The sequence below is a fragment of the Pseudoalteromonas spongiae UST010723-006 genome (genome assembly GCF_000238255.3).
GTDB classification, from domain to species: domain Bacteria; phylum Pseudomonadota; class Gammaproteobacteria; order Enterobacterales; family Alteromonadaceae; genus Pseudoalteromonas; species Pseudoalteromonas spongiae.
This window is the reverse complement of record NZ_CP011040.1, coordinates 496,990-513,146: the sequence shown is the minus strand read 5'-3', so window position 1 is coordinate 513,146 and position 16,157 is coordinate 496,990. Positions and strand designations below refer to the sequence as shown.

Below are 16,157 nucleotides of genomic sequence, written 5' to 3'. Positions count from 1 at the left end.
TACATAAAGAGCAGCTTAAGCTGCTCTTTTTATCCAAATCTACTTTCTTTAACGATTCGATTGCGCATTAAAGTAATCAGTTGTGCCGTGCGCTTCAATAGCTTCGGTTAAAGCACGCAACGCTACGTTATATACACTGTCGCGTAGTGTAATGTCTTTTTCTTGATAGATTTGCCAAGCATTTTCAAACGCTTTTTCAAGCTTTTGATGCAGCTTTTCTTCTACTTTATCGAGTGACCATTGCTCGCCTTGTCTGTTTTGCAGCCATTCAAAATAACTTACGATAACACCACCAGCATTTGCCAAAATATCCGGCACCACTGTTACGTTATTTTGCTGCAAAACACTATCTGCCTCGCTTTCAACGGGACCATTAGCAATTTCAACAATGTTCTTAGCGCGCACATCATTGGCATTATCACGGGTGATCACACTATCGAGCGCTGCAGGGATTAAAATATCAACATCTAAAGTAAGCAGTTCTTGATTGCTAATGTGTTTAAACTCTTGCACTTCGCAAACCGATTGTTCGCAGTACACCGCAGAGAGTTTTTTGCTGCGCTGCTTTTCTTGGAAAATACTGTCGACATCCAGTCCTTGTTCTCGATAAATCCCCCCTTGCGAATCGCTTATAGCAACGATATTAAAGCCTGCTTGCTGCAGCAATTTAGCGCAGTGGTAACCACCGTTACCAAAACCTTGTATCGCCACAGTGAGCTCTTGTGGGTTTAAGCCCAGTTTTTTAACCAACATTTGCGTACAAATAAATGCCCCGCGACCTGTTGCACTTTCGCGCCCTAAACTACCGCCAAGCGATATTGGTTTTCCGGTGATTACCGCGGGCGCTTTACTGCGCGTTATTTTTTCGTATTCGTCCATCATCCAACCCATAATACGTGCATTGGTGTAAACATCAGGTGCTGGAATATCGGTATCGGGGCCAATAAAATCGGCCATCGCACGCACATACGCACGAGATAATCGTTCAAGTTCCATAGGCGATAGCGTTTTTGGGTTCACAGTAACCCCACCCTTACCGCCACCTAACGGTAACCCCACCACAGCACATTTTAGTGTCATCCAAAACGCGAGTGCTTCTACTTCGTCTTGATTCACCGCTTGATGAAAGCGAATACCGCCTTTGCACGGGCCTAAGATATCGTTATAGCGACAACGATAGCCTTTAAAATAAGCTAAACGACCACTGTCTAAACGTACGGGTAAATTACACGCTAATGTAGCGTGTGGGTGACTCAGTGCTTCAATCACTTGCTTGGAGGTATTTGCTTGCTCTCCAATTCGTTGCAAGCGCTCTATTGCACTTACCAATACAGAATTACTCATACACTATCCTTAATTATGAACACTTCAATTAACAGCCATTATTCTTACGTGGCTAGCCTAATACTAGAGCGTGTCGAACTTTACAGTCTAGGCTACTTTAGGGTAACAGTAATAACTCACCTGGTTAAACGCATCACGTCGTTGCCAATCGACTTTGGATAATAAATTACGTTACACTGTTTTAAACGAGTGGCCCTAGTCGACACACTGCGTATTTACATAAGTGTTTGGTTTTATTATAGACCTTATCCAATACACTGTTTTGTAACGTTACGATCAGTTTGCCTGCGCACACTGTATATTAAACCCATGTTAAAGATGAGAAACGGATGTTCGAGATAGATTTAGATTTCACCTTAATAATGTTTCACTTTAAACAACTTGGTATCGCATTTTTGTTGTCGTTACCGATTGCATTAAACCGTGAATCAAGAGAAAACGGCGCTGGTCTTCGAACATTTCCACTCGTAACCATTGCCTCGTGCGCTTTTATGCTGGTTGGTATTAATGTGTTTGAAGGTTCTGACGCCGAAGCAAGGGTAATGTATGGCATTATCACAGGTATGGGATTTATTGGTGGCGGTGCTATTTTCAGAGATAAAGACAGCGTAAAAGGCACAGCTACCGCAGCTGGACTTTGGAATACAGGTGCAATTGGCGTATCTGTAGCGTACAGCCGCTATGAAATTAGTATTGTGTTGTCGTTTATTGGTTTTTTAATCTTTCAGTTCTCTGAAGTACTCAAGCCTAAACAAAACGCCAAATAATAGCGCGTTACTTTATTAATAAGCTGATAATTTTAATTAAGTCGGAATGGGATGAACCGCATTTTTGGTTATCAGGATTATCCATTAACCCTTTTACAAAGCCCGCCCCAAAAGATGCCATAAGCCCTTCTTTTGACGATAAAATCGATTTCACATTCGTTTTTGCAACTTGTGTGTTGTAGTCATCAAACCCCTTTACCGCGAGGTATTCGGCTTTGGCTTTTTCAAGTTGGTGTAGATCATCTTTAAGTAAAAACTCCATGTTAGTCTCCGTTTAAAAGTAAAGACGCACTCGCTTTAAACCCCACGCGATGCCAAATACGCTTAAGCTGAATAAATAGCCATACAGCTAATGCACTGTTTAAAAGTAACAAGCTTCCAATTACCAAGGCTAAACTAGGATACATTTTATACAGCGTTAGCCCAACCACTGCATTAAGCAAGAGCCAAATTACACTGACAATCACGACCAGTGTTAAACAAATCGCGAATGAGAGTAACGCAGCGCTGAGGCTAACTTTAGCCTCAGCCGCTACTAGGTTTTTTGACGTGATGAGCTTGGCAATTTTACTTTCAAGCAATGCTGTTACGCTTTCGAATGTTTGCGCCAGCTTCGCCTCGTTTTCAGGCTGCTGATTTGGCTCGCTTTGATTGTTAAAACCGCCCTGCTCGGGACCCATGTTGTCCATCGTCTTAAACCTATATTATTTACGTTTAATAATTGCAGACACCAACATACCGAGTGAAAATGCAATACCTGCTGTTGCTACTGGGTTTTCTACTGCGTATTTTTTAACGGCTGACTTTTCCCACTTAGCTTTCATTTCCTGCTGCTTTTGAGATAGGGTTTCTGAGCTTGAATGCGCGGTTTCGCGCAATGTTTCTTCCGCTGTACCAACTTTTTCAGTGATGGTATCGACTGAATCATGCATAGAGCTATTCAATTTATCGGCAATCGGATGACCATTTGATGCGTTTTGCTTAGCTTTTGAATTCGATGCATTTTGATTAGATGTAGCCATTACAAGTTTCCTTCTTTTGTCGTGTAAAAATATCTTGCTTAGACTTGATGCAACAATAAAACCAACTTTTAATTCTCATATAATCAATAACTTAAATATTTTTCGTGCTATTTAGTGATAACTTATGTGAATCTTTTACATATCTACTGGTAAATTTTTCAAACCACTGTGCAAGGATTACGTTTCAAACGCGTAATTCCGCCTGCAACAAGTACTTGTGCCTTTCTGCCTAAAACTAATTTCTTGTTAAGTTATAAGGCGTTAAAACAGCACTAAACGTCATAACAAGTGAATTGCTACGGATAAATGTACAGTGGCACAACAATTGATTAGTTAGAAGGTGTTACCCATCTTTAAAATATTAAAATGCGCAAAGTTAGGGCTATCAGCTAACTAAGAGTGCAATGAATCTGTACTTAGTCACCACTAAAGTGCGCCACTTAAATAAGGAATTTCAATGATTGCGACACTTATTACGCTAACGGTTTTATTTATAGCAGCAACGTTAATTCCTATCGTGCGAAAGTCGCATTGGGTAATTAGGGTATTTGACTTTCCAAGGGTTCAGTTGTGTACGCTTGGGACAAGTTTACTGATATGGCAAATATTCATATTGGGTGATAAACCCAACATATTTTATGTGTTACCTGTTTTAACACTCTGCGCAATAATTTGGCACTTGTTGTGGATATTGCCTTACACGCGATGCTGGCCAACAGAGGTGAAAGCGGCCTCTAAACACAGTGCATTAGACGAGATAACAATTCTCAACACAAACGTATTGATGACAAACCACAACGCCAAAGCACTTATTGAACTCATTAAAACGCATAAGCCCGATATTATTGTTACGCTAGAATCCGATCGGTGGTGGGAAGACGCACTCAAGGGCATAACAAAACGCTATCCCTACCGTGTTAAATGTCCTCTAGATAACCTTTACGGTATGCATGTTTTCTCCACATTACCCATAAGTGATGAACGTATCGAATTTTTAGTTGAACAATACGTACCATCAATCCATGCGTCATTTACACTAAAAAACGGCGTTAAGCTACAAGCTCACTTTTTACACCCTGCACCGCCAAGCCCTTCGGAAAATACCTATTCATCTGAACGTGATGCCGAGCTAATTGTGGTGGCGAAAAAAATAGCGAAATCAAAGCAACCCATTTTAGTTTCAGGCGATCTTAACGACGTAGCTTGGTCTTATACAACTCGATTATTTAGAAAGATAAGTGGGTTACTTGATCCAAGAATCGGCCGAGGCATGTTTAATACGTTTCATACTAAGTATTGGTTTGCCCGTTGGCCTTTAGATCATATGTTTCATAGCGAGCATTTTACCTTACATAAAATAACTCGTCTGCCATCCATCGGTTCTGATCATTTCCCTCTGCTCACGACCTTAGTATATGAACCAAAGTCGCAAGATAGTCATGTTGATGCAGACAGAGAAGATAAGAAAACAGCTGATCACCTAACACAAAAAGAAAGCGTAACTACTCATGATGTGCCTAAACCAAGTACACAGTAGTTTAACTGGTTGTTATTTCAAACTTTCAGTCTGTAAAAAATTCATACACTGTGTTGTTACTACAAAAGCAAAGTAGGTAAATGGTGCATACCAAAAATATAACTAATTGAATTAAAAGAATAAATTTATTGGAACATTGTTTGCTACTTAAAGTTGACTTTAAAAGTTTAACATTAACAAGGATTTACTATGAAAAGCACATCATTATTATCATTAATCTTATCGTCAATTTTAGTAGCACCAGCTCTTGCGAAAGAAGAAGCTGATGTAGATCATCGCGGTGTTTATGTGGGTGGCGGTTATGGATTAATAAGCGCCAGTGGTGACGATGATTTTGATGATGACGACGACGCATACAATGTGTTTATTGGCACCCAGTTTAATCAAATGATCAGTTTAGAAGCGGGCTATTTGGATTTTGGTAAGTTTGGCAACGATACCTTTAACACCAAACTCGATGGTTATACGTTAGGACTTAAGCTTGGTTTACCTGTTACTGAACGTATAACGCTGTTTGTAAAAGGCGGTAATTATTGGTGGGATGCCGATTTAAGCGGCTTTGATAATACGCTATCACTTGATGGCAATGAGCTATTTTACGGCGCTGGTGCATCATTTGCTATTTCAAAAAACTGGCAACTTAATCTAGATTACACCCGCTACGACTTTGAATTTGAAGATGATGAGATTGGCATTTTTTCAAATGTAGATAAATTCAATGGTGAAGTCGACTACGCAAGTCTTTCGGTGCAATACACCTTTTAATCAATAAAATCAGCGCTAACGGCCGCTGATGATTTTTAATATTTTCGCCCTTTTTACTGCTAATGCTGTAAAAAGGGCGTTTTATATTAGCTTGCTTCGCTTGATGACGCAGGTTTGCGCGATTTAGTCACCGCTTTTTCAACACTTTTACCGGTTACAGCCCAAATCATCAGGCCCGACCACGCAATAAGTGAAAAACCCGCTGGCACACATGCCGCTGCGATTAATTTTGCATGTTTGCGATTAAAGAAAAACGCCAGAACTGCCGGTAAAAACCATAAAACTAAGCTTGCTAATGCAACAGCTAATATAAACACCGGTTCTGCGTTGGCAAAAAGATCTTCAAAAAAAGTAAGTGTTTCCATAATCGTATTCTCAATAAAAGTAACTGGGGCCAGACTACTTGGCTATGAGAAATAACTTGGCAAAAAATGCTCAGCGGCAAAATGCGGTGATTAATGGTTAACACCCAATGTAGTACCTAGATACTACCCGTTAATTAACCAAGTGGTTTACTATTTAGCGCATAGGTTAAACACGTTACACGCAGCATTGATGCGAGATTTTTAACACTGCCATGGCGTTCAATTACTTCTTGATACAAGGTGGAAATAAACTCCGGCACTGTTACTTTTTCATCGGCTGCTATACGCTCGAGAATTTGCCAGATTTTATTTTCTAGCGAAATACTTGTCACCACCCCCTGAATGCGTATTGAACGCTTGGTGCTATCGTAAGATGTTTGCGGCTCTTGAGCATATAATTCACACATAAGGTATTCCTAACAATGGCAAAAATGATTCACAGTATGATCCGCGTAGTAGACGAATCAAAATCACTGCAATTCTATCAAAACATACTTAACTTAACAGAAAAACGCCGGATTACTTTCGATAGCTTTTGCTTAATTTACTTAGGTAATGATGAATCAGATTTTGAACTTGAACTGACTGTAAATTTTGACCAAAAAGCACAGTATGATTTGGGTAACGGTTACGGCCACCTCGCAGTAAGCGCTGAAAATATAGAGGCACTACATCAAAAAGCAGTTTCTCTTGGTTATCAACCAAAAGACGTTAAAGAGTTTTATAACGGTGACTCACTCGTTGCGAAATTCTTTTTCATCAACGATCCAGACGGTTACGCGATTGAAGTAATTGAGCGTTCAGATACGTTTAACTAAATCACAATGCGAATACAGAGTAAAACAAATGCTTACAGTGTATTCGTATCAAATCTCAGCAACAGTTCTAAGCTCTTTTTATATCTTAACTGCCAAAATCTATTGATAATAAAGAGCTTTAAACACACACTGTTAACTTGTGTATAAATCACCAATATTAAACCTATAACAGAAACATAATGAATAAAATACACTAATAAATAAAAATTATTATCATTACCTATTCCAATTTTATTGTGATTTACATAGAATGCCCGCACTTTTTCAGGGATATTTAGGTTTAGTATGAAGTTAAATCACATTACCAAAGCAATTACACTTTCACTTTTATCGCTTTCACCAACTGTTGTAGCAGACGAAAAGAAAATAGAAGTTATTGAAGTTAAAGGTACTTACTTTAACGATTACAAAGTTGATGACGCCTCTGGCGCAATGCGTACAAACACATCGCTACTCGAAACAGCGCAATCAGTAACCGTTATTCCAGAAACAATTATCGACGAGCAGCTAGCAACAACCTTAGGTGAAGTATTAATTAACGACGCTAGCCTTTCACCAGGTTCAAAACAACGCAACCGTGAAGTATTTAACGCACGAGGCTTTACTCTTAGTTCATCAAACGGCTATTTACGTGATGGACATCAACACTGGTCGCACTACCAACAACCTATCGAAACACTTTCGCGAGTAGAAGTAGTAAAAGGGCCTTCAAGTGTGCTTTATGGTCAATCTGCTCCGGGTGGTTTAGTTAATATGGTAACTAAAAAGCCAACTTCCTCGTCATTATTAGACATCAGTGCTGATGCAGACCAAAACGGTTCAACGCGTTTTATGCTTGATGCCGGCGGTAACATATTAGAAAACCTAAACTATCGTGGTGTTTTAGTTAAGCAAGATGTGGTATTTGAACGAGAGTATGCAAATGGCGACAACCGTGAGCGCGATCGCTTTCTAGGTTACCTTGCTTTGGATTATGCAATCACTGAAGACCTCATTGTGAATGTGTACTATGACCAAACAGACGACAAAGCGGGTCTTGATACAGGTGCTTGGTTAAACAGCAATGGTGAAGTAATTGGTGACAAAGACTACATTTATGATTTTTCATGGGCATTTACTGATATTCGCGTAAACAACTTTGGCACAAAAATCGATTATCACCTAACAAATGACTGGCAAATGACCTTTGGTTACAACGAGCAAACCTTTGAGCGCCAACGCTTTGAGTCTGCACCGCGTAAACCTGCAGATTATGTGGTTGGCGATAGCTATCAATCACGCCCATATGATCGCTTTGATGATTGGCAATTCAAAACAATGTATTTCGATGTAAAAGGTGAATTTAATACCGGTAGCATCCGTCATAATCTACTTGTAGGTGTAAATAGCCTAGATTATTACTATGGTCAGTTACGTGTAAAAGCAGCAAGTGTTGATTACATACCCGGTGGCACAGAGCCTAGTCGCCCTGATATAAGTTATAAAACAGACGATACGCTGTACACTAGCGAGTACGATTTCTACGGCATTTATTTACAAGATTTAATTACCTTCAACGATAAATGGCAAGTATCTGTTGGTGGTCGTTTTGATAAACAAAATAAAGAAGGTGCTGACAGCGAGTCATTTGTGCCGAAATTTGGCGTACTATTCCACCCTATTTCAGATGCAACAATTTACTTAAGCTATGCAGAAGGGTTTGAACCTCAACGTAGCGAAACATTAAATGACGAAACCGACAAAAACCACGGCATGAAACTTGATGCAGTGACATCAGAGCAAATAGAGCTTGGTTTAAAATGGCAAGTATCTGACCGTTTAATGCTAGATACAGCTGTGTTTGATATAGAAAAAAGTGGCGTTTTAGTCAGTGAGTCACTGGTTGACGACCCTAACTTTGACACTATAACAACCCAAGCAGGTCTGCAGCGCCATAAAGGTTTTGAAGCGTCCGCGCAAGGTGCAGTTACGGATACCCTTTTCTTAATGGCATCAACAATGTACTTAGATGCTCAGTACGAACGCGATAGTAACTACGAAGGTAAAACACCTGTTGATGCACCTAAGTGGTCTGCATCGCTTTGGTCTCGCTACGAAATGACAGAAAATCTTGCATTAAACGCCGGCCTAATTTATCAGGGCGAGCGCTTTGCAGACGCTAATAATACCATCACAAAAGACGCATATTACCGTCTTGACCTAGGTGCTACATTCAGCACACAAATTGCAGGACAAGATACTGATTTCCGATTCAATATCGAAAACGCCTTAGATGAAGACTACCTTGCAGGTGGCGGTGTAAATAATGTCACCATTGGTGATGCGCGCACAGCACGCTTTGAGGTACGAGTGTCACTATAGACATACCTTTACAACGTATTAATCCGTCAACTTAATACATATCAAAAGCGAGCTAAACAGTGTTTAGCTCGCTTTTACCGTTATAATGAGCAATAAAATATGAGTATAAGAAAAGCCTTTTTTTGGCTTCACCTAATTATTGGTTGCATCGCTGCCCTATTTATTTTTTTAATGTCGGTCACCGGTGCACTACTTACCTATGAACGCCAAATTATTCACAGCGCAGAGCAACAAGATTATCCGCAAGCACCTTCTGCAAACACGCAAAAACTTACGCTTGAACAAATAAATACTATTGCCAGTACCCTAGAGCATAAAAAGCCGTTAAGTATTGCGATTAGAAACGAACAAAACGCCTTTATTCAAATTAAAGAAGGCCGCAAAACCCTTGCCTATTTAAACCCATACAACGGCGAACAAATTAACGAACCTGGGCTTGCAACTAAAACATTCATGCGTAAATTGCGCGCTTTTCATCGCTGGCTAACCCTTGACGGTAAGTTTAGTGAGACAGGTCGCTGGGTTAATGGCATCGCTAATGTTATTTTCTTTGTGTTAGTGCTTTCGGGTCTTTATTTGTGGTTACCAAAACGCTTTAATAAACGCGCGTTTAAACAAAAGCTTACTTTTGGTAAGTCTTACCCAAACACCAATGCGCGCGATTACCAATGGCATAATGTGTACGGTATTTATTTAGCGCCGGTACTTGCGGTACTCATTGCAACGGCTTTCTTTTTCTCTTTTAAATGGCCGGGTAATACCTTAAAAGAAATGGTATCTAACGATGCGAAAGTTGAGCAGCTAAAAGCGTCGCCATTAAATAATGGCACGCCAAAATCGCTTAATGTACTATTTGAAAATGCAATTAACCACAAACCAGAGTGGCAACGTGCACAGTTTACACTTACTACTAAACCTATGGATAAAATAGCGTTTAGTCTTGATACCGGCACAGGGGGCGAGCCACAAAAACGCTTAACGGTAACGGTAGATACACAAACTGGCGCTGTATTACAAACGCTCACCTTTGATGATTTATCAACATATCGAAAAGCACGTAGTTACATTCGCTTTTTACACACAGGCGAAGCATACGGCATTATCGGCCAAACCATCGCAGGATTTGCCTCATTATTAGCGTGCTTGATCGTTTATACAGGCATTATGTTATCGTGGCGCCGCTGGCAAAACTATCGCGCGCGCAAAGCTAAATTAGCGCTAGGAACCGCTTAATACAATTAATCATAAAAGGCTAACGCGTGTGTTAGCCTTGTTATTTAGCACCCCCTAATTTGCCAAAACACTTATACGTTGTTCGCAATAAAAAGTACTGATAACCTTAAGAAGGTTTTATATAATAATTTGTTAGTTCAAAAATTTTGTTTTTTTCATAATTAATATAACAAAGATTTGCATTAATAATGTGTTCGTAATTCAAGGAATGAATCATGCTAAGTTTACCAAATTGGATTGGGCTACCTCTTGGGGTCGCTTTTTTAATTTCAGCGGCTGCCATATTTTTGTATATTGATAAAAGAGCTTTTCTTCGACGAAATGAAGCTGGTATAGAAGAATATAGTTCTTATAGTTCGATGATCTTTTCCTCAGTTTTCGAAAAACTTTTAATTTTAATAGGTGTCGTATTAACGATAATTGGTTTATTCCAAAGTGCTTATCATGGGTTCCAGTTATTTTTTGGTTAATCATGAACAATTACTTGTAACATTTTCTGCAGGTAATCTTATGTTTATACCTGCGTACTTTTTACGAAAAGAAGGATTACGTCATCTTCATGAAATTGAAAATGATTCATAACAAGTAGCCACAGGCAGATTAAATAGCATGTTGAAATTCTTGATTTTTAGTATCTTGATATTTTTTTCTTTAGCTGTATACGCAGGTGGCAGTATTGAGAAGGAAATACAAGTACTATCAAAACTACTATCAGATCAAAACGCAGAGTTGGTAAAAAAATCGGTTTATCTAAAAGAGAGTGAAGAAAATAGTTTCATTGTTGCAACTTTTTCACTCGAAGGCTTTCTTGGGGGCAATAACTTTCAACAGTATGTTGCCGTCTATAAGCCCGAGTTCAAAACTGCTGATCAGCCGCCTTTTCAACAATTTGGGAAACCAAAATACAGGTTGGTAGGCGTTCGCCAGCTCTGCCCATCTCCAACTGTATCCTTTCACCAAAGCTCTCTAGAGATAAAGGACGGAAAAATTACAGGTGTATGTGAAGCACATAAAAGCCAAACCGATGGCGAAATAAAGTTTAGCTTAGTGTTAGGCCCCTACAACATAGAATAAAAAGATTAACAAGCAAAAGTCGAGCGGTAATCAATGCTGGAAGTTAGATGTAAAGGAAGTTCCGAGTAGTCCGAACGTTTCAAAAAACAAGAGTTTAAGCTATTTATAAGTGCTACTCGAAATGGCAGTGTTTGAGTCGAAACTCATCCTTTTTTAACAAACCAATACTGGCCCGATAGCTGGGCATTTTGCAAAATTAAGTACAGGAGAAGCTAATGCCACATTGCGTAATTGAGCATTCAGATGATATTGATGGAAATATGTTAATTGAAGCTGTTCATAAAGGGGCGTTAGCGTCTGAATTGTTTGAACCGACGGGCAGCGATATCAAAGTGAGGGCGACTTCATTTTCAGAGTACAAAACTGGCGTTGTCGACTTTAACTTTGCGCATGTAACACTTAAAATACTCTCAGGGCGCACAGTCGAACAAAAAACGATGTTATCTAATACCGTATTAGATAAGTTAAGCGGTCTTTCACTTACAAACTGCTCAATCTCTGTAGAAGTGCAAGATATTGACCGCACTAGCTATGCAAAAGTAATAGTATAAAACTTGCGAATTTTACAAGCGAAACTGTTAGCGTTTAGCCCATAAAACACGGCCGTCTCAGTTTCGCAACGTTAATACATCTCACCGCGTATCAGCTTTTCTAGCCATACCCTAGTTTTCCGACACCCTACCCACTTACTAAGCTGTAACGAATAAGCATAAATAAAATGTAACCAAACATTAATATTAACAATGGGTTAAATAGCAGGTTACAACTCTTGCCTAGGCTTAAGTTGATGGAAAAATAACAATCAACGAGGAGTCTTACATGACCAAACACAAGGTAAATACACAAAACGCAGAAGTAGACATGAACCCAATGCTGGATATTGTGTTTATCCTGCTTATCTTTTTTATTGTTACCACCAGCTTTAATCGGCCAACTGCGCTTGATTTAAACCGTATGAAAGAAAACAAACAAACGCTTACGCAAACAATTACACCGCAATTTCATATCACCGAAGATAATCGTGTAATGCTAAATAATAAGGTAATTGACTCACAATCAATCGCCATAAATTTGGCCCGCCTTGACGCTAATGGCGAGATTACAGCGATTTCAGTTACTGCCGATAAAGAAAGCACGCATAACACCTTAGTGCATTTGTTAAATGAAATTAAAGGCTATACCTCAGCACCAGTATCACTGGGCAGCGCACTATAAAATTAAAAGGCTAACCGTATGGTTAGCCTTGTTTCACACAGCAAATATTACCCAAACTACTAAATTAATCGAAAAGTGCTGTAAAGCGTTTTTGTTTGTTTATTGTTGATAAAAGTATCGATAAATTAGTTTGATGCTTCTCAAACACAAAATTTCCCATACTAATACGATTTACTCCTAGCTTCGCTAACGTATCGAAATCAGCTAGATCTGGCATACACATCACATTTAACGGCAGTGATACACATTCACGTACTTTTGAAATCTCGTTAAGGTCAGTAATACACGGTACAAACAGCCCCGTTGCGCCAACTGCCTGATAGAGCTGCCCACGTTTAATGGTTTCTTGTAGTTTATCGTCGCACTCTAAAATATAGGTATCAGTGCGCACATTTATAAACACATCACAGTTATGTTGTTTTAATACCTGTTGAATGTGCGAAAGAAAACTGGCGAACTCATCTGCATTTTTGAGCACTCGGGTACCATTATTCACCTTGCTGTCTTCAATATTTATACCTACGACACCGAGGTTTACAAGTCGCATAATATTGGTTGCAACCACTTCTGGATCATCGCTATAACCAGATTCCAAATCGACCGTCAGTGGTAAATCGGTATTTACTAAAATCCGTTCAACAACCATTAGTAACGTTTCAAACGGCATGCTTTCGCCGTCTTCATAGCCAAATTGAGCGGCAACCGCAGCACTTGATGTACCAATAGCATTAAAGCCAGCGTGTTTTGCTGCGAGCGCGCTAGGTACATCCCACACGTTAGCTATTAATACTGCTGTTTGACCAAAATGGAGTTGATTGAAGAGTGTATAAGTCATTATGTTTTCCTAACTAAATAAATGTTAGGCGTAGTGTGCGTAATGGAGTGTTACTAAACCAACGATATAAATCGACTTGTATTATAAGATAAACTTATAATACTAAAAAACAATAACCTAAAGTCATGTTTAAAAATCTACCTAACCTAAAGTTATTACGTACGTTTGAAGCAGCTGCACGCCACCAAAGTTATGGCTTGGCAGCGCAAGAGTTATGTATTTCACAAGCCGCAGTTAGCCAACAAATGCGAATGTTAGAGCAAGCTATAGGTATTACATTGTTTAACAGGCAAAACAAAAACATGGTACTGACTAAACACGGTAAGCGCTTCTACACGGCCACATTTAACGCACTCAATACGGTACAAACGGCACTTAATACACTTCGCGAAAACGACCTGTTTGGTAGTTTAACCATTACCTCCACTGTGGCATTTACTAACTTATGGCTAATGCCTAGGCTTAGTAAATTTGCAAATTTATATCCCAACATTCAAATAAACGTGGTGCCATCACCTAATTTCGAAGACTTAGCTAACAGCGATATTGATTTAGCGATTCGATTTGGGCAAACAGTAGAGCAGCATACGCCTAAAAATTATCAATGCGAACAGTTTGGTGAGGATAAGGTGCTGCCAGTGTGTGCTGTGTCGCTTCAGCAACAACACAGGTTTAGTAAAGCAAGCGACCTATTGAGCACTTGGCTTGTAAGTTTAGATAAACCCAACCCTTATGATTGGGCAAGCTGGTTTGAATCACACGGTAACCTAGACTATCAAACTCATAATAAATGGACCTATGTGCCAAGTACCGATATGGCAATCAATGCTGTGCTTAACGGTCATGGATTTACCTTAGCAGCAGAGTACTTATGCAAAGAGCTAATTGCACAGAACAAATTATGTGTGCCGATTAATATTGCCCACCCAAACACAGTAAAGCGCTATTTTGTTTATCCTACAGCGCTTAAAAGTAATCAACGACTTGCTGCGTTTACAGCGTGGCTAAAAAGTGAAATGAGTTCAACGGGTCACGACAACCCAGCTGTTACGTGAAATCCAATCTATGCGCGGTTAACTGGCTAGCCACTTTTTAAACTCGCTGGTGCGTGTTTTACTGGTGATCAGGGGTTCGTTAATGTGACTTACGTTTACCGCCAGCGTTTCTTTACCGTAATTTTCAAATGACGTAACAAAGTGAATATTCACAATATCACTGCGATTAAGCCGAAAAAAGTGATCGGGGTTAAGTTCAGCTTCAAGCTCGGTCATCGAATTGCCCGATAACAAATGGTGATTACCCGCACTATCGTACGCCGAAAGTACGCCCGACGCGGCGCGAATGCACACCACATCTTCTACATTTAAAATGCTCACGGCATTGGCGTGTTTCAGTAAAAAACGCGATTTATAGCGTTTTTCACTTTGATTTTGAATAAGCTGTTTGGTTTGAGTTAAATTTGCTTTTAACGACTCATAATTTGTCATTGCATTTGTAAAGCGCTTATAGGTAAAGGGCTTTAATAAATACGCGATGCCTTGGTTATCAAAAGCCTCGGTCCAAAATGCGTTATATGAGGTCGTAAATATAACGGGGCAAGGTAAATCGATTTCTTTAAAGGCGTTAAATACTTGGCCATCGAGCAATTCAATATCAGAAAAGATTAGGTCAACTTCAGGTTCAGTTTGAAAAAACGCAATGACATCGGCGACCTTGTCGCATATTTTTAGCACATTGGCATTAGCATCAAAGCGCGTGATGTAATTAACCAGTTTTTCCGCCGCCAGCGGCTCATCTTCAATAATGACAATATTCATGCTACTTAAACTCCAAGAGGCAATGTGAGTGTAAAATGGCTGTCGCTTTCATCTACTAAAATAGGTTGGTTAAAAATGGCTTGGCACTGGGCATTTAAATGCGTCAAACCTATTTTGCTCGAGGGTGCTTTAAATTCTTTTAAGCGAAGCGGGTTTCTAATTACGATGCAATCGCTTTGAATATCTATTGTAATTTCAAGCGGGTTATCGTTACTTGCTGCGTTATGTTTTACCACATTTTCAATGGCAAGTTGCAGCGCACACGGGATAATTTCTGATGTATTAGTCTCCTCGCCTTGTGTCACATTGAGCGTGTAGGCACCATTAAAGCGTGTATTGATAAGTGCCATATAATGGTTAGCAAACGCCAACTCATGGCTAAGTGGCACTAAATTTTTTGACTTATGTTCAAGAATATAACGATAAATATCGCTGAACTGGGCTAAATATTCCTCGGCCTCATCGGGATCTTTCACAATTAAGGCCGACAAGACATTTAAGTTATTAAATAAAAAATGCGGGTCGATATGCTGTTGCAGGGTTTTTACTTGGCTATCGAGCAAGGCTTTGTCTTTTTTCGCCAAAACTAATTGCTGCCTTTGTAGTCGTGTTACCAACTCAAAGGCCAGCGAATAAGCGCCTACTAATGCATGTAACAAGGCATTCATACCAAGCGTTGCAACCATGTGCATGCTATCGACTTGCTGAATACCAATGGCAGTTTCAAGCGCTATAACAAGCGAAGTCACTAACGTACTAAACACTAAGTTACTGGTAAAAAACACTTTAGCAATGTGCGCCGTTATTGAGCTGTTACCTTGTTTTACAACGCGATAAACCTTAAGGGTTAGCCACTGGGCAATTACGCACTGCAAAAATATCCAAAACGGCGCATCTAAATGAATATTAAGGCTTTGCCCATTTGGGGTAGTTAATAGTGCTGCGTAAAGCACTATTAACAATGAAAATACAAATAGAACCAGATAATTAATTGCCTTTGGCAC

20 protein-coding genes are annotated in these 16,157 nt (G+C 39.6%); 11 read left to right on the top strand and 9 right to left on the bottom strand.

Features of this window, described 5'->3' with window-relative positions:
* Window positions 1–48 precede the first annotated feature (48 nt).
* Complete coding sequence (locus tag PSPO_RS16600; RefSeq protein WP_010559433.1) at window positions 49–1,344, bottom strand: Glu/Leu/Phe/Val family dehydrogenase; 1,296 nt, start codon at window positions 1,342–1,344, stop codon at window positions 49–51.
* 329 nt (window positions 1,345–1,673) lie between these two features.
* Here PSPO_RS16600 and PSPO_RS16595 point away from each other — a divergent pair, with 329 nt between their 5' ends.
* On the top strand, window positions 1,674–2,111 hold the full coding sequence (locus PSPO_RS16595; protein ID WP_010559434.1) for an MgtC/SapB family protein: 438 nt from the start codon (window positions 1,674–1,676) through the stop codon (window positions 2,109–2,111).
* A 7-nt stretch (window positions 2,112–2,118) separates the two neighbouring features.
* Here PSPO_RS16595 and PSPO_RS16590 read toward each other — a convergent pair whose 3' ends face one another.
* From PSPO_RS16590 to PSPO_RS16580, 3 genes are read right to left on the bottom strand one after another with little or no spacing between them, the layout of a single operon-like run.
* The gene (locus tag PSPO_RS16590; protein WP_010559435.1) at window positions 2,119–2,373 is read right to left on the bottom strand and encodes a hypothetical protein; all 255 of its coding nucleotides are present in this window, start codon (window positions 2,371–2,373) and stop codon (window positions 2,119–2,121) included.
* 1 nt (window position 2,374) lies between these two features.
* On the bottom strand, window positions 2,375–2,800 hold the full coding sequence (locus PSPO_RS16585; RefSeq protein WP_010559436.1) for a hypothetical protein: 426 nt from the start codon (window positions 2,798–2,800) through the stop codon (window positions 2,375–2,377).
* Between the two features lie 15 nt (window positions 2,801–2,815).
* Entirely contained in the window at window positions 2,816–3,133 is a 318-nt protein-coding gene (locus PSPO_RS16580; protein ID WP_010559437.1) for a hypothetical protein, read from the bottom strand.
* A 721-nt stretch (window positions 3,134–3,854) separates the two neighbouring features.
* Here PSPO_RS16580 and PSPO_RS16575 point away from each other — a divergent pair.
* Entirely contained in the window at window positions 3,855–4,670 is an 816-nt protein-coding gene (locus PSPO_RS16575; RefSeq protein WP_233430574.1) for an endonuclease/exonuclease/phosphatase family protein, read from the top strand.
* A 189-nt stretch (window positions 4,671–4,859) separates the two neighbouring features.
* Entirely contained in the window at window positions 4,860–5,435 is a 576-nt protein-coding gene (locus PSPO_RS16570; RefSeq protein ID WP_010559439.1) for an outer membrane beta-barrel protein, read from the top strand.
* An 86-nt stretch (window positions 5,436–5,521) separates the two neighbouring features.
* Here the strand turns inward: PSPO_RS16570 and PSPO_RS16565 are convergent, their stop codons facing one another.
* On the bottom strand, window positions 5,522–5,800 hold the full coding sequence (locus tag PSPO_RS16565) for a superinfection immunity protein (RefSeq protein ID WP_010559440.1): 279 nt from the start codon (window positions 5,798–5,800) through the stop codon (window positions 5,522–5,524).
* Between the two features lie 134 nt (window positions 5,801–5,934).
* Window positions 5,935–6,207 carry a ribbon-helix-helix domain-containing protein gene (locus PSPO_RS16560; RefSeq protein WP_010559441.1) on the bottom strand — a complete coding sequence of 91 codons (273 nt, stop codon included), beginning with the start codon at window positions 6,205–6,207 and terminating at the stop codon, window positions 5,935–5,937.
* 15 nt (window positions 6,208–6,222) lie between these two features.
* Between PSPO_RS16560 and PSPO_RS16555 the strand changes: the two genes are divergently transcribed.
* The 7 genes from PSPO_RS16555 to PSPO_RS16530 all read left to right on the top strand — a co-directional run bounded on the left by PSPO_RS16555 (window position 6,223) and on the right by PSPO_RS16530 (window position 12,501).
* Window positions 6,223–6,618 (top strand): VOC family protein, encoded by a 396-nt coding sequence (locus PSPO_RS16555; protein WP_010559442.1) that lies wholly within the window; start codon window positions 6,223–6,225, stop codon window positions 6,616–6,618.
* A 285-nt stretch (window positions 6,619–6,903) separates the two neighbouring features.
* The gene (locus PSPO_RS16550; RefSeq protein WP_010559443.1) at window positions 6,904–8,979 is read left to right on the top strand and encodes a TonB-dependent receptor; all 2,076 of its coding nucleotides are present in this window, start codon (window positions 6,904–6,906) and stop codon (window positions 8,977–8,979) included.
* 99 nt (window positions 8,980–9,078) lie between these two features.
* The gene (locus PSPO_RS16545; protein WP_010559444.1) at window positions 9,079–10,212 is read left to right on the top strand and encodes a PepSY-associated TM helix domain-containing protein; all 1,134 of its coding nucleotides are present in this window, start codon (window positions 9,079–9,081) and stop codon (window positions 10,210–10,212) included.
* 215 nt (window positions 10,213–10,427) lie between these two features.
* The gene (locus PSPO_RS21605; protein ID WP_010559445.1) at window positions 10,428–10,682 is read left to right on the top strand and encodes a hypothetical protein; all 255 of its coding nucleotides are present in this window, start codon (window positions 10,428–10,430) and stop codon (window positions 10,680–10,682) included.
* A 139-nt stretch (window positions 10,683–10,821) separates the two neighbouring features.
* Entirely contained in the window at window positions 10,822–11,286 is a 465-nt protein-coding gene (locus PSPO_RS16540; RefSeq protein ID WP_010559446.1) for a radical SAM family protein, read from the top strand.
* A gap of 215 nt (window positions 11,287–11,501) precedes the next feature.
* The gene (locus PSPO_RS16535) at window positions 11,502–11,837 is read left to right on the top strand and encodes a 5-carboxymethyl-2-hydroxymuconate Delta-isomerase (protein ID WP_010559447.1); all 336 of its coding nucleotides are present in this window, start codon (window positions 11,502–11,504) and stop codon (window positions 11,835–11,837) included.
* A gap of 268 nt (window positions 11,838–12,105) precedes the next feature.
* Window positions 12,106–12,501, top strand: a complete 396-nt coding sequence (locus PSPO_RS16530; RefSeq protein ID WP_010559448.1) for an ExbD/TolR family protein — start codon at window positions 12,106–12,108, stop codon at window positions 12,499–12,501.
* A gap of 64 nt (window positions 12,502–12,565) precedes the next feature.
* Here the strand turns inward: PSPO_RS16530 and PSPO_RS16525 are convergent, their stop codons facing one another.
* Window positions 12,566–13,336, bottom strand: coding sequence for an isocitrate lyase/PEP mutase family protein (locus tag PSPO_RS16525; protein ID WP_010559449.1), 771 nt, complete (start codon window positions 13,334–13,336; stop codon window positions 12,566–12,568).
* 125 nt (window positions 13,337–13,461) lie between these two features.
* On the opposite strand from PSPO_RS16525, the gene PSPO_RS16520 reads away from it, so the two are divergent.
* A complete protein-coding gene (locus PSPO_RS16520; RefSeq protein WP_021033019.1) occupies window positions 13,462–14,391 on the top strand; it encodes a LysR substrate-binding domain-containing protein in 930 nt (309 codons plus the stop codon).
* A gap of 18 nt (window positions 14,392–14,409) precedes the next feature.
* Here PSPO_RS16520 and PSPO_RS16515 read toward each other — a convergent pair whose 3' ends face one another.
* Window positions 14,410–15,153: a LytR/AlgR family response regulator transcription factor gene (locus PSPO_RS16515; RefSeq protein WP_010559451.1), complete on the bottom strand. Its 744-nt coding sequence runs from the start codon at window positions 15,151–15,153 to the stop codon at window positions 14,410–14,412.
* A gap of 5 nt (window positions 15,154–15,158) precedes the next feature.
* Window positions 15,159–16,157, bottom strand: coding sequence for a sensor histidine kinase (locus tag PSPO_RS16510; protein ID WP_010559452.1), 999 nt, complete (start codon window positions 16,155–16,157; stop codon window positions 15,159–15,161).

What these genes read in the sequence shown, in the direction of transcription:
- PSPO_RS16600 (WP_010559433.1), bottom strand. Translation starts at nt 1,344, where the DNA reads ATGAGTAATTCTGTATTGGTAAGTGCAATAGAGCGCTTGCAACGAATT.
- PSPO_RS16595 (WP_010559434.1), top strand. Translation starts at nt 1,674, where the DNA reads ATGTTCGAGATAGATTTAGATTTCACCTTAATAATGTTTCACTTTAAA.
- PSPO_RS16590 (WP_010559435.1), bottom strand. Translation starts at nt 2,373, where the DNA reads ATGGAGTTTTTACTTAAAGATGATCTACACCAACTTGAAAAAGCCAAA.
- PSPO_RS16585 (WP_010559436.1), bottom strand. Translation starts at nt 2,800, where the DNA reads ATGGACAACATGGGTCCCGAGCAGGGCGGTTTTAACAATCAAAGCGAG.
- PSPO_RS16580 (WP_010559437.1), bottom strand. Translation starts at nt 3,133, where the DNA reads ATGGCTACATCTAATCAAAATGCATCGAATTCAAAAGCTAAGCAAAAC.
- PSPO_RS16570 (WP_010559439.1), top strand. Translation starts at nt 4,860, where the DNA reads ATGAAAAGCACATCATTATTATCATTAATCTTATCGTCAATTTTAGTA.
- PSPO_RS16565 (WP_010559440.1), bottom strand. Translation starts at nt 5,800, where the DNA reads ATGGAAACACTTACTTTTTTTGAAGATCTTTTTGCCAACGCAGAACCG.
- PSPO_RS16560 (WP_010559441.1), bottom strand. Translation starts at nt 6,207, where the DNA reads ATGTGTGAATTATATGCTCAAGAGCCGCAAACATCTTACGATAGCACC.
- PSPO_RS16555 (WP_010559442.1), top strand. Translation starts at nt 6,223, where the DNA reads ATGGCAAAAATGATTCACAGTATGATCCGCGTAGTAGACGAATCAAAA.
- PSPO_RS16550 (WP_010559443.1), top strand. Translation starts at nt 6,904, where the DNA reads ATGAAGTTAAATCACATTACCAAAGCAATTACACTTTCACTTTTATCG.
- PSPO_RS16545 (WP_010559444.1), top strand. Translation starts at nt 9,079, where the DNA reads ATGAGTATAAGAAAAGCCTTTTTTTGGCTTCACCTAATTATTGGTTGC.
- PSPO_RS21605 (WP_010559445.1), top strand. Translation starts at nt 10,428, where the DNA reads ATGCTAAGTTTACCAAATTGGATTGGGCTACCTCTTGGGGTCGCTTTT.
- PSPO_RS16540 (WP_010559446.1), top strand. Translation starts at nt 10,822, where the DNA reads ATGTTGAAATTCTTGATTTTTAGTATCTTGATATTTTTTTCTTTAGCT.
- PSPO_RS16535 (WP_010559447.1), top strand. Translation starts at nt 11,502, where the DNA reads ATGCCACATTGCGTAATTGAGCATTCAGATGATATTGATGGAAATATG.
- PSPO_RS16530 (WP_010559448.1), top strand. Translation starts at nt 12,106, where the DNA reads ATGACCAAACACAAGGTAAATACACAAAACGCAGAAGTAGACATGAAC.
- PSPO_RS16525 (WP_010559449.1), bottom strand. Translation starts at nt 13,336, where the DNA reads ATGACTTATACACTCTTCAATCAACTCCATTTTGGTCAAACAGCAGTA.
- PSPO_RS16520 (WP_021033019.1), top strand. Translation starts at nt 13,462, where the DNA reads ATGTTTAAAAATCTACCTAACCTAAAGTTATTACGTACGTTTGAAGCA.
- PSPO_RS16515 (WP_010559451.1), bottom strand. Translation starts at nt 15,153, where the DNA reads ATGAATATTGTCATTATTGAAGATGAGCCGCTGGCGGCGGAAAAACTG.